The following is a 14,246-nucleotide window of genomic DNA, read 5'->3' on the forward strand; positions in this document are numbered from 1 at the left end:
AACATATTTTAAAGGGCTTTAATTTTTAAACCAAATCGATTATTTTTTTATTAATTCCGGCATAGTCTCAGCGTTTACTATTTCTTTTACAAACACGGTATTGTCATCAGCCAAAAAATAAACATCAAATTGCACACCTTCATTTACTAATTCTTTCGGAATTTGATCTTTATTAAGCATCTCTCTCAATAAATCCGGAAATCGTTTTATAGTTGCATTTTTATTAGATTCGTTTTGTTCTAAATTAGTTTCAAAACGCAATTCGATTTTGTTGTCATTGATGTATCCTCTGGCAGTAGTAAGCGTTACATTATCTGCTTTAAAACTGGGAGCGGTGCTATTATAAGTGACAACATATTCCTGCAGTTTCTGTTTTGTGTTTTTACAGCTTATCAGCGTCAATATCAAGGTAATTGCAAAAAAACAGTGGGTTATTTTCTTAATCATAATATTAAAATTATTTTAGTTTTTGAAGTCTTAAAAGTGCCTCAAGATAATAATAATCGGCGTAATTAATGGAACAATCTATTTCACTTCCGGCAGGTTTATGTCCGGTTGAATGCAATAAGAATGCTGAGTTCACTTCATGACTTTGATAATGCTCCGAAAGTTCAACAATCATCTTTTTAGATTTTGAAAGATATTCATCTTTTAGGTTTTTATCTTTTGTATAAGAACTCAATTCAATAAGTGCCGAAGAAACAATTGCTGCCGCAGAAGCATCTCTTGGCTCGTTTGGAATATTGGGTGCATTAAAATCCCAATACGGAATTAAATCCTCCGTCGCTAATTTATCCAGATAAACACGAGTTAATTTATGAGCAAAATCTAGAAATTTAGGATCTTTTGTTTCTCTGTAAGTCATTGTAAAGCCATAAATTGCCCACGCCTGACCTCTCGCCCACATGCTATCGTCGCTATAACCCTGTGCTGTTCTTCCTTTTATTTTTTTACCTGTTTCATAATCATAAATTAAAACATGATAAGAGGTATAATCAGGCCTAAAATGATTGTTCATTGTAGTTTCGGCATGTTTGACGGCAATATCGTACAGCTTTTTATTTCCTCCGTTTTTAGATGCCCAAAAAAGCAGTTCTAAATTCATCATATTATCAATAATAGTATTGTGACCTCCGTATTTATTGTGTGGCCAGGACTGAATTGTTCCAACTTTTGGATTAAAAAGTGTCGCCAAAGTATCGGCTGTTTTCAGGATAATATCTTTGTATGCTTCGTTTTTTGTTAATCGATAGCCATTTCCTAAACTATTAAAAATTTGAAATCCAAGATCGTGATCATTTGCTTTACTAACAGATAAAGGCGTTAATAATCGGCTGAATTTGTCTGCTTCTCTTTCCCATTTTTTATCTCCGGTTGCTTCGTACAAATACCATAATTCTCCAGGCCAGAATCCACTTGTCCAATCTTTATAATCGACAAATTTCCATTCTTTACTTCCTGTTGGGATACTTCTTGGCGAGGTTCCGTCATTTGGAATTACAGTTAATGTTTTCGATGCTTGTTCTGCACAATAATCGAGTTGTTTTTTAATATCAAACGAATTATTTTTTTGTGAATAGCCCATATTCATAAAAGATAAACAGGTTATTAAGGCAATAAAAATAAAGGATTTTGTAATCATTGTGGTTATAATTTTGGGTAGATAGTTTTGTTTTTAATTGATTAGATAAATTTATAAAATAAAGCTGACCTTTGTGAATCTTTGTATTTTTGTGTACCTAAAAAAGAACTAAATCTATCCAAAAATTAATTTGAAAAAATACAGACTCAATTATTTCATCATCTTAATATTGATTATTTTTCTCGGAATTCTTTCTCGAAAAACCAATCTAATCCCTTTATGTATTGGTGATTTTCTGTATGCAACTATGATATATGTACTTACAAGAATATTTTTCATCAACAAAAAAGCTTTATTTATTGCCACTACTTCTTTATTGTTATGCTATGGCATTGAGTTTTTCCAATTATATCAGGCAGAATGGATTATCGCAATTAGAAAAACACTTTTTGGAAGACATGTTCTTGGTCAAGGTTTTCTGTGGAGTGATATTCTGGCTTATACTTTAGGAATTACGTTTGTTTTTATTGTCGAAAAAAATATTCTAAAATACTATACTACTCAAGTGTCTGTGTAATTTTATCAATGTTTAAACTATTTGCCATCGCTGTAAATATTTGATAATAAACATCTTTATTGTCATATAATTCATCATGTGTTCCTTGCTCTACACATTCTCCTTTTTCTAATACAATAATATGCGAAGCATCAATAATTTGAGAAATGCTATGCGAAATAATAATTACGGTTCTGTCCTTTTTTATAGCATCCAGGGATTTTTTTATTTGCTCTGTTGCAATGGCATCCAAACTTGCTGTGGGTTCATCCAGAAAAATAATTGGCGGATTTTTTAAAAATAATCTGGCGATTGCAATTCGCTGTTGCTGTCCGCCTGAAAGCAAATGCGCATCAGAATCATACCCTTTTGGCAATTGTATCACTTGTTCGTGAATGTATGCTTGCTTGGCTGCATCAATAATTTCTGATTTTGTAGCATCAGGATTTCCATAAAGAATATTCTCGGCAATTGTGCCTTTAAAAATGTGATTCTTCTGCAAAACCAAACCAATATTTTTACGCAGAAAATCAGTATCGTAATCATTTAAATCTACTCCGTCTAAATAAATTTTTCCTGATGAAGGCAAATAAAACTTATCCAATAAGTTTATAATGGTACTTTTTCCAGCACCGCTAAGTCCGACCAATGCGCTGGTTTCATTTGGCTTAATGGTAAAATTAATATTTGAAAGCGCTTTGGTCCCATTCGGGTAAACAAAATCTACATTTTTTACTTCTATAAGCCCAACTATTTTTTCCGGAATATAATCTCCACTTGTTTCTTTTTCCTGATCAGACTCTAAAATTTCAAAAAAACCTTCTGAATAAATCAAAGCATCATTTACTTCATCGTAAATGCGATGCAATTGTCTTATTGGAGACGAAACATTGTTAAACAACATGATATGAAACATAATTGCACCAATTGTCATCGTATTATTCAAAACAAAATAAGCTGTCAGAATAATGATAATAACAACTCCTATTTGTTCAATAAAACCTTTAATACTTTCAAAAATGAAACTCGTTTTTCTGGTAGCCAATTGATTTTCGGTCATTTCAAATTGAATATTTTTATGACGATCGGCTTCCATTGGTTCACGAACAAAAGATTTAATAACCGTTATAGATTCGATTAAACTTATGATTCCGTTATTCTTCGTTTCACGATAATTACGCATTCTCCTTCTAAAGCCGCTTAATTTACTGGCTTGCAATTGGCTTACATAAAAATAAATAGGAATAATACACAAGCTTACCAATCCTACATACACATTGGCATAAAACATCAATATTAATGCAACAAAAGCATTTGCAAATAAGGGCAAAATATCAATAAAAAAGTTTTGAACCAATCTTGTCAAACTGCTGATTCCTAAATCTATTCTGGTTTGAAGTTTTCCGCTTTCATTTTCGTTTGAGGTATAAAACTCCATTCTGTAAGTCAGAATTTTTTCGACTATTGACTGAGAAATATCACGGGTTATAAAAATTCGCAGTTTTTCTCCATAAAACTTCTGTCCAAACTGTACTATCGAATAAACCAACTCTTTAGTAAGCAATACAATACTAATAATTTCCAGTAAATGAAATCCTTTTGACAAAGGTTCATGCGCTACCATCAATTTACTGATAGAATCAACTGTGTACTTTAATATTAAAGCATTTACCTGTGCCGCAAATGAACCTAAAAAAGTAAGCAGTAAAGTAGCAATTACCATTTTTCGATACGGTTTAACAAAAGGTGTTATTTTTTTATAGAGCGCGGATATCTGCATTTATTTATTTTTTTTGGCAACATATCAAATATAAGAATTCTAAATTTGTGTTTTCAAATTACTCATATCTAAACTCATAATTATGCAACTTGTTTTCGCATCAAACAACTTAAATAAAATCAAAGAAATTCAAAGCATCCTAAACGGATCTATACAATTATTAAGTCTGGAAGAAATTGGCTGTCACGAAGAAATTCCTGAAACAGCTGATACTATAGAAGGAAATGCGATTTTGAAAGCCAATTATGTGACTGAAAAATATGGTTACGATTGTTTTGCAGATGATACAGGTTTGGAAGTTAAGGCTCTAAATGGAGAACCTGGTGTATATTCAGCAAGATATGCCGGCGAACAAAAAAATGCTGAAGATAATATGAATAAACTTTTAGATGCCTTAAAAGACAAATCAGATCGCAGCGCACAGTTTAAGACCGTTATTGCACTAAATATAAAAGGAGAACAGCATTTATTTACCGGAATTGCAAAAGGGGCAATTACTCTGGATAAAACTGGAAATCATGGTTTTGGATACGATCCTATATTTCAGCCTGAAAATTATACTGAAACATTTGCCGAATTATCTTCAGATATTAAAAATAAAATCAGTCACCGTGCGAAAGCAACTCAGCAACTAATTGATTTCCTGAACTCCACAAAATAATTGTTTTAAATACAACATATTGAAGGGTGAAATTTATATTACTAGACGTAAAATTATTCATTCTAACATCGAATTGATATTGCGACAAACATAACTTTTTGATAATCAAATCATAACAAATGCATAATTCTTAAAAATGCATTAGTTTATGTGAAATATTAACAGTAATTTTGCACCCTATTTTAAAAATATATATGAATAAATTTGAACAATTAGGATTGAATGAATCGTTACTGAAGGCGATTTTAGATCTAGGATTTGAGAATCCGTCAGAAGTACAGGAGAAAGCGATTCCCCTATTATTGGAAAAAGATACAGATATGGTTGCGTTGGCTCAGACAGGGACAGGGAAAACGGCAGCTTTCGGTTTTCCGCTAATTCAAAAAATTGATGCTGACAACAGAAATACACAAGCATTAGTTTTATCGCCAACACGAGAACTTTGTTTACAGATTACCAACGAACTTAAAAACTACGCAAAATACGAGAAAGGTATTAATGTGGTAGCAGTTTACGGCGGGGCTAGTATTACAGAGCAAGCTAGGGACATTAAGAGAGGCGCACAAATTATTGTGGCTACTCCGGGAAGAATGCAAGACATGATTAACAGAGGTTTAGTAAACATTAAAAATATAGATTACTGTATTCTTGATGAGGCTGACGAAATGTTAAACATGGGATTTTATGAGGATATCGTTTCGATTTTATCAGATACTCCGGATCAAAAAAGTACATGGTTGTTCTCTGCAACTATGCCACAAGAGGTTGCCAGAATTGCAAAACAATTTATGAGCGACCCGGTTGAAATCACTGTTGGAGCCAAAAACTCAGGTTCTGCAACAGTTTCTCACGAATTTTACTTAGTAAATGCACGTGATCGTTACGAAGCTTTGAAACGTTTAGCTGATGCTAACCCGGACATTTTCTCTGTGGTTTTCTGTCGTACTAAAAGAGATACTCAGGCCGTAGCCGAAAAATTAATTGAAGATGGATACAGCGCTGCTGCATTGCATGGAGATTTATCTCAAGCGCAACGTGATGGTGTAATGAAATCTTTCCGTGGAAGACAAATTCAGATGCTTGTTGCTACTGACGTTGCTGCACGTGGTATTGACGTTGATAATATTACTCACGTAGTAAATTACCAACTTCCTGACGAGATTGAAACATACAATCACCGTTCTGGACGTACTGGTAGAGCTGGAAAATTAGGAACTTCTATTGTAATTGTTACAAAAAGTGAGTTGCGTAAAATTTCTTCTATCGAAAGAATTATCAAACAAAAATTCGAAGAAAAAACAATCCCATCTGGAATTGAGATCTGCGAAATTCAATTATTGCACTTAGCAACTAAAATTAAAGATACTGAAGTTGATCACGAAATTGACAACTATTTACCAGCTATTAACAATGTTCTTGAAGGTTTATCTAAAGAAGAATTGATTAAGAAAATGGTTTCAGTAGAATTTAACCGTTTTATTGCTTATTATAAAAAGAACAGAGATATTTCTACCCAATCTGGAGAAAGACGCGAAAGAACTGATTCTGAGCCAAGAGAATTCAATAATAACGGAGCAGTTCGTTATTTTGTAAACATTGGTTCAAGAGACAATTTCGATTGGATGACTCTTAAAGATTACCTGAAAGAAACATTAGACTTAGGTCGTGATGACGTTTTCAAAGTAGATGTAAAAGAAGGTTTCTCTTTCTTTAACACTGACCCTGAGCACACTGATAAAGTAATGGAAGTATTAAACAACGTGCAATTAGAAGGACGTCGTATTAATGTTGAAATTTCTAAAAATGATGGTGGCGGAAGACGTGACCATAACGGACGCTCTGGCGGTGGACGTTCTTCCGGAGGTCCAAGACGTGAAGGTTCTGGCGGAGGAAGTTTCGGACCAAGACGTGAAGGTTCTGGTGGCGGAGGTTTCAGAAGCGACAGAAATTCAGCTCCAAGAGAAGGAGGAGGTTTTAGAAGCGACAGAAACTCATCTGCTCCAAAAAGAGAAGGTGGTTTTAGAAGCTCTACTCCAAGAACCGAAGGAGGAAGTTCAGACAGAGCTCCAAGACGCTCTGAAAGCTTTGGTGATTCACCAAGACCAAGAAGACCGAGAAGAGACTAATAAGTCAATATCTTAAAATACAAAATCCCAAATTCCAGACATACTTGGAATTTGGGATTTTTTTATATAAAAACCTTCTTCTTAATTGATGAGTCTTATAATTCAAAACAATTTAATACAAAGCTCCTTACTCCTTTTTGGTTAATACTAAAAAGCGGCACTTCTTGCTTTGTTAATTTTCTGATAATTATATTCGAAGACTGCGAAATATTTAATCCCGATTTACTACTTTTAGTGCTTTAAATCAGGATATGAAATATTTCGCAGTTTTCTTTTTTACACTATTCTCAACTTTTGGTTTTGCACAAGACACAGAATTTAATGTTCCGCAAAGAGTATCAGGATACATTATCAATGACAATAGTAAACAACCTCTTCCTAACGTAAATATCATTAACACAAACAAAGTTCGTGGAGCAAAATCTGACGCTAAAGGATACTTTGAAATTGATGTACAGCCAAATGATACGATTCACTTTTCGATTTTAGGTTTTCAGTCTTTGAGAATCAGAGTTACGAATGACTGGATAAAAAATAAAGTAACCAGAATTCAGCTTACTGAAAAAGCGATTGCACTTGAAGAAGTTATCATTGCGCCTTTTAGTTTAACTGGTTATCTTGAAGTTGACTCGAAATTAATTCCTACCAAAGAAAATTATCGTTACAGCATTTCAGGTCTTACACAAGGTTATGAAGCCGGAGAATATTCGCCAAATGCTTTTGGAAAAGTATTGGGATCTATTTTTAATCCTGCTGACGTTTTATATGGTTTCTTTGGGAAAAACGGAAAAGAGCTCAAGAAATTAAAGGAAATGAAGAAAGACGATACGGTGAGAAATCTTTTGGAATCAAAATACGATCGCGAAACTGTTTCTGTACTTTTAGGCGTTAGTAAAGATGAAATTCCGGAGATTTTGCAACGCTGCAACTATTCTGATTCTTTTATTCAAACAGCAAATGATTTACAAATTATGGACGCTATTAGCGCCTGTTACGAACAATACAAAGTATTAAAACGTAATTAATTTTACTTTTAAATAAAATCAAAATCCTCATTTGCCATTGGTAATTGAGGATTTTTTGTTTTAAAAACCAGAATCAATCCTAAAACCTATGTAGAGAGAAAAAAATACCACAGAGAACTCTAAGTTTTTTTAATATGCTAAGTTTAGTAAAAAACACAAAGTTCACAAAGCTTTGCGGACTTTGATTGTGTAACACAACTTAAACCTTAGTGAACTCTGCGAAAAAACCTTTGCTTTCTCTGCGTTAAAAAATAATTAGCCAGTATAAAATTTTTAATATTCCCCCACAACATTTAGCATAGATCAAAAAAACATCCATCAACTAAAAACAAAAAAATATGATTACAATACCTTTTCAAACTATTGACTGGAGTGAGATTGAAAAAACAGAGCATCTTGGAGAAACCGGAACTACTTATTGGCAAACGCTACAACTAGGCGGTTTACGCATTCGAAAAGTTACTTATTCTGAAAATTATATGGCAGATCATTGGTGTCAAAAAGGGCACATTGTACATTGTCTGGAAGGTGATTTTATAAGCGAATTAGAAAACGGAGAAAAATTTGAACTTTCAAAAGGAATGACTTATGTGGTTTCTGATGATATAAGTTCGCATCGTTCTATAACAACAAAAGGCGTAGAATTACTAATAATTGACGGAGACTTTTTAAAATAATATTCTAAACAAAATCAGAATATTATAGTTATATTTACTTACATAAAAAAAGAAATAACTAAATTTAAATATCATGGCAAAGAGTCAAGACGCTAAAAAAACAGCAAAAAAAGAACCGTTAAAAACGGCTAAAGAAAAGAAAGAAGAAAAAAGAGAAAAGAAAAATTCTCCTAAAAGAGACTAATTTTTGTATTCAGTCACAGTTTACAGTTATCAGTCAAACTGAATACTGTAAACTGCGACTGTAAACTTTATTTCACCGGTATATTCGAAAGAATTTCTAACACAAATTTCCAATATTTTTGAGCAGATGAAATACTTGCTCTTTCATCTGGAGAATGGGCACCGTGAATTGTTGGTCCAAAAGAAATCATATCCATATCAGGATAATTTGTTCCTAATATCCCACATTCTAAACCAGCGTGACAAGCTACAACTTTTGGCTTTTCACCATTTTGTTTCTCATAAATTCCTACCAAAGTATCTAAAATTTCAGAATTTACATTTGGTGTCCAGCCTGGATAAGAACCAGAAAGCTCTACTTCGCAGCCTACCAATTCAAAAGCAGAACGCAATGAATTTGCCAAATCAAATTTTGAACTTTCAACAGAAGAACGCGTTAAACATCCAACTAAAATTTCACCATCTTTTACAATAACCCGAGCGATATTATTTGAAGTCTCAACTAAATCATCCATGTCTGCACTCATTCTGTAAACACCATTATGAGCGGCATAAATTGCTCTGATGATTCCTTCCTGAACTCCTAAATCCATTACTTTCTCTGGTAAATCGCATTTTACAATTTCAATAGTAAGGTTTGGTTCTGTTGTTTTATATTCAGCTTTAATGTCATTGATAATTTCCTGCATATCAAAAATGTAGGCTTCATCAAACATTTCAGAAATAATTACTTTAGCAACACTTTCTCTTGGAATAGCATTTCGTAAGCTTCCACCATTGATCTCAACAACTTGCAATCCGAAGTTTTCAAAACCATCAAATAGCAAGCGATTCATAATTTTATTGGCATTGCCAAGACCTTTATGAATATCCATTCCGGAATGCCCTCCATTAAGTCCTTTTACGGTAATAATATGACCAACTGAGCCCTCTGGAACTTCTTCTTCATGATAAGTTCTTGTAGCTGTTACATCAATTCCACCAGCACATCCTATATCAATTTCATCGTCTTCTTCTGTATCTAAATTCAACAAAATCTGACCTTGAAGAATTCCGCCTTTTAAATTTAAAGCGCCCGTCATTCCTGTTTCTTCATCAATTGTAAATAATGCTTCAATTGCAGGATGTGGGATATCTTTGCTCTCTAAAATAGCCATAATTGTCGCTACTCCTAACCCATTGTCCGCTCCAAGAGTTGTTCCTTTAGCACGAACCCAGTCACCATCAACATACATGTCAATTCCTTGTGTATCGAAATCAAAAACGGTATCTGCATTTTTTTGATGTACCATATCAAGATGTCCTTGCATTACAATTGCTTTGCGATTTTCCATTCCCGGAGTTGCAGGTTTTCTAATGATTACATTTCGAATATCGTCTTCAAAAGTTTCTAAACCTAAGCTGTTTCCAAAGTTTTTCATAAACTCGATTACGCGTTCTTCTTTCTTAGACGGACGTGGAACGGCATTTAAATCTGCAAATTTATTCCAAAGTGCTTTCGGTTCCAGATTTCTTATTTCCTGACTCATTATATTTTGTTTGAAGTTTAACAATTAAGAGTTCCAAAGTTACAAAGTTTAGCAGGATTGTTTTCGTTTTTTTGCCACGAATTACGCTAATGAGTGCAAATTATAATTAATCTTTAAACTGCGTCACAAGAATTATTTAGGATATTTTGATGGATTTAATGATGTATTAAAAACAGATATAATGTAAATTGTTTTTAAATTTTCATCAATAAAATAAAAGATAATAAAGGGGAATTTTTTCGTGGGTAAACCGTGATAATCTTTATATCTAATTTGGAAGAAAGGATTTTTTGTCAATGTTTCTATATGATCATCAATTATCTGATGAAAATATTCACCTAATCCGGATTTTTTAGCTTCATAATAATCAATTGCATCTTGTATATCAAGAATTGCTCTTGGCTCAATTACAACTTCAAAAATCATTTTCCGGATTTAAAACGCAATTGTTTTTTTGCTTCATTCCATGGAAGAAAATCCTCAACTTTGGATGTTGATCTTCTTTCATCTAATAAATTTTTCATTTCTTCAGTTACAGAAAATTCGTTAATTACGGTTTCGTAATTAAATTTTTCTATCAACTGCATAAAGAATGACAATTCATTGTCTGGAATATTTAAAGTGATTTGTGTCATTATTTTCCTTTTATTAAGTAACAAATTTACAAAAAAAGAAAGCGAACTACTATATTAATTATTATTTTTATACCAAAAGCAAAATCGTGAGAAGAAAATATATCCTTCCCTTATTTCTATTAATTCAAATTATCTTTTTAAAAATCCTTCCCTATTTTCCGGATTTTGTTGAAGGCTTTTACAGCAACAATTTATTTGTTAGAATTTCACACTTTTCAAGATCGCTTTTAGGAAAAATTCCGTTTTCAGTTGGCGATTGCATCTATGCTGTTTTGCTTTTGTCTATAATAAGCTGGTTTTGGAAAATACGAAAAACATGGAAAACAGATTGGAAAGACCATCTTTTAAAAATTTTAAGCAAAATTTCAGTTTTTTACTTTTTCTTTCATCTACTGTGGGCTTTTAACTATTATCGCGAACCTCTTTTTGAAAAAATGGAAATCAAAAGAGAATATAACGATGCTGAATTTTTAGCTTTTACAAAAAGACTAATAGTTAAGACGAATGAAATTCAGTTTTCCATCACAAAAAATGACACTGCAAAAATTGTTTTTCCTTACTCACAAAAAGAATCATTTAAAATGATTTTAAATGGTTATGATAATTTAGCCAAGGAACATCCTTATTTTAAATATAACATCTTAAGCGTTAAGAAATCACTATTCAGCACGCCTCTGACTTATATGGGGTTTGGCGGTTATTTAAATCCGTTTACTAACGAAGCACAAATTAACGACTTACTGCCAATGTATAGTTTTCCTCAAACGACAGCTCACGAAATGGCACATCAAATTGGCTTTGCAAGTGAAAACGAATGTAATTTTATTGGTGTTTTGGCTTCTCTTAAAAACGACAATCTTTACTACCAATATGCAGGATATAGTTTTACATTACATTATAGTCTGGGAATCTGGAAATATAAAAATGAGAAAATTTTTAATCAGTTAAAGAAATCAGTACATATTGGAATTTTAAAAAACTATAAGGAAAGCGAAGATTTTCACAAAAAATATAATACTTTTCTCGATGAAGGTTTTTATTTTCTTTATGATAATTTCCTGAAATCAAACAATCAAAAAGACGGTATGGACAGTTACAGTAAATTTTTAGATTTGATGGTGAATTATTATAAAACCAGAGAATTATAAGAGTTTGCCACGAATTACACGAATCATCACGAATTTTTATTTCTACATTTATAATTACAAATTATGCAGAATTTGGGGAAATTTGTGAAATTCGTGGCAAAAAGAAAAACTATTTGTAACAAAATTATTGTAATTACTACTAATCAATTATGACCGAAAACCTAGAACAATCATTTGTTGCACAATTGCAGGCAAATCAGAATATAATCCACAAGATTTGTAGATTATATACTGCCGGCGAAGATGCACATAAAGATTTGTTTCAGGAAATAACAATTCAGCTCTGGAAAGCGTATCCAAAATTTAGGGGCGACAGCAAATTTTCGACCTGGACGTACCGCGTGGCCTTAAATACCGCCATTACTTTATACCGCAAAACCAAACGAACCGTATCGACAGTAGAATATGAAAGCCATCAGCATTTTGTAAAAGATGTTGATTACAATTATGAAGAGGAAGAACAAATTAAATTGATGTACAAAGCAGTTTATCAACTTAATGACATCGAAAAAGCATTAGTTTTTATGTATTTAGAAGACAAAGATTATCAAGAAATAGCCGAAACTCTCGGAATCAGCGAAGTGAATGCACGTGTGAAAATGAACAGAATTAAAGGGAAACTCAAAAAAATACTAAATCCTTAAAAATTATTTATGAAAGAACTGGATTTATTAAAAAAAGACTGGAAAAAGAACTCGGATTCTTTTGAACAAATTTCGGAAAATGAAATCTACAAAATGATTCATAAAAAATCTTCTTCAATCGTGAAGTGGATTTTGATAATCAGTATTTTAGAGATATTATTCTGGACAGTTTCAAACTTCTTTTTTAGTACAGATGAAATGCTGATTAAGATAAAACACGCAGAAATGATATTTTATCTTGAACTTTTAACCTATTTCAATTATGTAGTAGTACTGATATTTGTGTACTTTTTTTACAAAAATTACAAAACAATATCAACAACAGGTTCTACCAAATTATTGATGAGCAGCATTTTGAAAACCAGAAAAACGGTTCAATACTACGTTTGGTACAATTTAGGAATGGCTGTTTTAAGCTCAATTATTAGCTTTTTTATTGCCTTTGTATATAATCCCGAAATGGAATTTTTAAGAGATAAATTATCTGCAAACGGAAAAGCAATGATGATGACGGTTGGTATTCTGTTTTTGGTAACTCTGGCCTTCTTAGGAATATTCTGGTGTTTCTACAGATTGTTGTACGGAACTCTATTGCGAAGATTATATGCTAATTACAAAGAATTGAAGAAGATAGATTTTTAAAAAGGTTCAAAGGTACATAGTGACAAAGGTTCAAAGTTTTTTTTAAAGTCTCTAAGATTCTTAGCTACTAAGCCCCAGTTTTTCAATCTTAAACGAAAATTTTTCAATCTAAAATCTAAAATCTAAAATCTGAAATCTGAAATCTGAAATCTAAACTCTGAAATCTAAAATCATTAATATTCCCATCTTCTCAATTTGTTAAGTTCTTCTTCCGCTTTAATTTCTTCAGCAGGAATAACTTTTAAAAATGATGGATGCTGTTCGATGGCATATTCTACTTTTTCAACTATTTCGTCGATCGTATCATTTTCATAATCAATATCAAGAGGTTCTTTGATGATGAAAGACTGCAAAATTCCTTTCTTTTTCATTCGTAAACCTTTTTTATCAAATGAACGACGGAAACCATCAATTACAATAGGAATTACAATAGGTTTATGTTGTTTGATGATATGTGCAGTTCCTTTTCTAACGGGTTTAAAAGATTTTGTAGTTCCTTGCGGAAATGTAATTACCCAGCCATCTTCAAGCGCAATTCTGATGTTTTCGGTATCATTTGGGTTTACATCACGTTTTTCTGTTACATCGACACCTTTAGCGCGCCAGGTTCTTTCTACGGTAATAGCGCCAACATATGCTAAAACTCTTGGTAATAATCCGGCCTGCATCGTTTCTTTGGCTGCAACATAATACAAATTCATTTTAGGCTGCCACAAATAACCGATATTTTTAATTGTATCCTGACGTCCGCTTAAACTTGCATTAAACACATGAAACATAGCTACAACATCAGCAAAATAAGTTTGGTGATTGGATATAAACAAAACATTTGTATCAGGTAATGTTTTAATTATTTCAGATCCTTCAATCTGCAAATCATTAAACCCTCTGTATCTTCGGTGCGTCATAGCACCCAAAATACGGATTAACCATTTCTTGATAAATAATATATGTCCGAAAGGATTTCGTTTAAACAATCCCATAGCAGTGTATTGTGTTATTTTTTGTTAGTTCGCAAACATACAAAAATTATTCGTTTAGCAATAACAATAAGCAAT

General features: G+C 32.5%; 15 protein-coding genes. 8 read left to right on the forward strand and 7 right to left on the reverse strand.

Annotated elements, in window-relative coordinates:
• Positions 1-39: 39 nt before the first annotated feature.
• Both ACZZZT_RS20020 and ACZZZT_RS20025 read right to left on the reverse strand, forming a co-directional pair.
• On the reverse strand, positions 40-447 hold the full coding sequence (locus ACZZZT_RS20020) for a hypothetical protein (protein WP_463461679.1): 408 nt from the start codon (positions 445-447) through the stop codon (positions 40-42).
• 10 nt (positions 448-457) lie between these two features.
• Positions 458-1,642, reverse strand: coding sequence for a glycoside hydrolase family 88 protein (locus tag ACZZZT_RS20025; protein ID WP_463461680.1), 1,185 nt, complete (start codon positions 1,640-1,642; stop codon positions 458-460).
• A 130-nt stretch (positions 1,643-1,772) separates the two neighbouring features.
• On the opposite strand from ACZZZT_RS20025, the gene ACZZZT_RS20030 reads away from it, so the two are divergent.
• A complete protein-coding gene (locus tag ACZZZT_RS20030; protein ID WP_463461681.1) occupies positions 1,773-2,159 on the forward strand; it encodes a ribosomal maturation YjgA family protein in 387 nt (128 codons plus the stop codon).
• On the opposite strand, the gene ACZZZT_RS20035 is transcribed toward ACZZZT_RS20030, so the two are convergent.
• Positions 2,140-3,918 (reverse strand): ABC transporter ATP-binding protein, encoded by a 1,779-nt coding sequence (locus ACZZZT_RS20035; RefSeq protein WP_073393383.1) that lies wholly within the window; start codon positions 3,916-3,918, stop codon positions 2,140-2,142. The two genes, ACZZZT_RS20030 and ACZZZT_RS20035, sit on opposite strands and share 20 nt — an antisense overlap.
• An 82-nt stretch (positions 3,919-4,000) precedes the next feature.
• Between ACZZZT_RS20035 and ACZZZT_RS20040 the strand changes: the two genes are divergently transcribed.
• The 4 genes from ACZZZT_RS20040 to ACZZZT_RS20055 all read left to right on the forward strand — a co-directional run bounded on the left by ACZZZT_RS20040 (position 4,001) and on the right by ACZZZT_RS20055 (position 8,407).
• Entirely contained in the window at positions 4,001-4,579 is a 579-nt protein-coding gene (locus ACZZZT_RS20040; protein ID WP_463461682.1) for a non-canonical purine NTP diphosphatase, read from the forward strand.
• Between the two features lie 194 nt (positions 4,580-4,773).
• Complete coding sequence (locus tag ACZZZT_RS20045) at positions 4,774-6,705, forward strand: DEAD/DEAH box helicase (RefSeq protein WP_073393379.1); 1,932 nt, start codon at positions 4,774-4,776, stop codon at positions 6,703-6,705.
• Between the two features lie 251 nt (positions 6,706-6,956).
• On the forward strand, positions 6,957-7,730 hold the full coding sequence (locus ACZZZT_RS20050) for a carboxypeptidase-like regulatory domain-containing protein (RefSeq protein WP_463461683.1): 774 nt from the start codon (positions 6,957-6,959) through the stop codon (positions 7,728-7,730).
• Positions 7,731-8,068: 338 nt separating this feature from the next.
• Positions 8,069-8,407 carry a DHCW motif cupin fold protein gene (locus ACZZZT_RS20055; protein ID WP_463461684.1) on the forward strand — a complete coding sequence of 113 codons (339 nt, stop codon included), beginning with the start codon at positions 8,069-8,071 and terminating at the stop codon, positions 8,405-8,407.
• 251 nt (positions 8,408-8,658) lie between these two features.
• Here the strand turns inward: ACZZZT_RS20055 and ACZZZT_RS20060 are convergent, their stop codons facing one another.
• From ACZZZT_RS20060 to ACZZZT_RS20070, 3 genes are all read right to left on the reverse strand, one after another.
• Positions 8,659-10,119 (reverse strand): aminoacyl-histidine dipeptidase, encoded by a 1,461-nt coding sequence (locus ACZZZT_RS20060; RefSeq protein ID WP_463461685.1) that lies wholly within the window; start codon positions 10,117-10,119, stop codon positions 8,659-8,661.
• 132 nt (positions 10,120-10,251) lie between these two features.
• Positions 10,252-10,545, reverse strand: a complete 294-nt coding sequence (locus ACZZZT_RS20065) for a type II toxin-antitoxin system RelE/ParE family toxin (RefSeq protein WP_073393370.1) — start codon at positions 10,543-10,545, stop codon at positions 10,252-10,254.
• Complete coding sequence (locus tag ACZZZT_RS20070; RefSeq protein ID WP_065447784.1) at positions 10,542-10,754, reverse strand: hypothetical protein; 213 nt, start codon at positions 10,752-10,754, stop codon at positions 10,542-10,544. Before ACZZZT_RS20070 ends, ACZZZT_RS20065 begins: the two co-directional genes overlap by 4 nt.
• 86 nt (positions 10,755-10,840) lie before the next feature.
• Between ACZZZT_RS20070 and ACZZZT_RS20075 the strand changes: the two genes are divergently transcribed.
• The 3 genes from ACZZZT_RS20075 (at position 10,841) to ACZZZT_RS20085 (ending at position 13,188) form a co-directional block, all read left to right on the forward strand.
• The gene (locus ACZZZT_RS20075) at positions 10,841-11,902 is read left to right on the forward strand and encodes a DUF3810 domain-containing protein (RefSeq protein WP_463461686.1); all 1,062 of its coding nucleotides are present in this window, start codon (positions 10,841-10,843) and stop codon (positions 11,900-11,902) included.
• 149 nt (positions 11,903-12,051) lie between these two features.
• Entirely contained in the window at positions 12,052-12,546 is a 495-nt protein-coding gene (locus tag ACZZZT_RS20080) for an RNA polymerase sigma factor (RefSeq protein WP_042563225.1), read from the forward strand.
• 9 nt (positions 12,547-12,555) lie between these two features.
• The gene (locus ACZZZT_RS20085) at positions 12,556-13,188 is read left to right on the forward strand and encodes a hypothetical protein (protein WP_042563224.1); all 633 of its coding nucleotides are present in this window, start codon (positions 12,556-12,558) and stop codon (positions 13,186-13,188) included.
• Between the two features lie 173 nt (positions 13,189-13,361).
• Here the strand turns inward: ACZZZT_RS20085 and ACZZZT_RS20090 are convergent, their stop codons facing one another.
• Positions 13,362-14,171: a lysophospholipid acyltransferase family protein gene (locus ACZZZT_RS20090; RefSeq protein ID WP_463461687.1), complete on the reverse strand. Its 810-nt coding sequence runs from the start codon at positions 14,169-14,171 to the stop codon at positions 13,362-13,364.
• Between the last annotated feature and the right edge of the window lie 75 nt (positions 14,172-14,246).

It is taken from the genome of Flavobacterium sp. AC274 (assembly GCF_979258275.1).

Coding starts and splice junctions, on each gene's coding strand:
- ACZZZT_RS20040 (WP_463461682.1), top strand. CDS start 4,001: ATGCAACTTGTTTTCGCATCAAACAACTTAAATAAAATCAAAGAAATT.
- ACZZZT_RS20085 (WP_042563224.1), top strand. CDS start 12,556: ATGAAAGAACTGGATTTATTAAAAAAAGACTGGAAAAAGAACTCGGAT.
- ACZZZT_RS20020 (WP_463461679.1), bottom strand. CDS start 447: ATGATTAAGAAAATAACCCACTGTTTTTTTGCAATTACCTTGATATTG.
- ACZZZT_RS20050 (WP_463461683.1), top strand. CDS start 6,957: ATGAAATATTTCGCAGTTTTCTTTTTTACACTATTCTCAACTTTTGGT.
- ACZZZT_RS20080 (WP_042563225.1), top strand. CDS start 12,052: ATGACCGAAAACCTAGAACAATCATTTGTTGCACAATTGCAGGCAAAT.
- ACZZZT_RS20045 (WP_073393379.1), top strand. CDS start 4,774: ATGAATAAATTTGAACAATTAGGATTGAATGAATCGTTACTGAAGGCG.
- ACZZZT_RS20055 (WP_463461684.1), top strand. CDS start 8,069: ATGATTACAATACCTTTTCAAACTATTGACTGGAGTGAGATTGAAAAA.
- ACZZZT_RS20025 (WP_463461680.1), bottom strand. CDS start 1,642: ATGATTACAAAATCCTTTATTTTTATTGCCTTAATAACCTGTTTATCT.
- ACZZZT_RS20065 (WP_073393370.1), bottom strand. CDS start 10,545: ATGATTTTTGAAGTTGTAATTGAGCCAAGAGCAATTCTTGATATACAA.
- ACZZZT_RS20090 (WP_463461687.1), bottom strand. CDS start 14,171: ATGGGATTGTTTAAACGAAATCCTTTCGGACATATATTATTTATCAAG.
- ACZZZT_RS20070 (WP_065447784.1), bottom strand. CDS start 10,754: ATGACACAAATCACTTTAAATATTCCAGACAATGAATTGTCATTCTTT.
- ACZZZT_RS20035 (WP_073393383.1), bottom strand. CDS start 3,918: ATGCAGATATCCGCGCTCTATAAAAAAATAACACCTTTTGTTAAACCG.
- ACZZZT_RS20060 (WP_463461685.1), bottom strand. CDS start 10,119: ATGAGTCAGGAAATAAGAAATCTGGAACCGAAAGCACTTTGGAATAAA.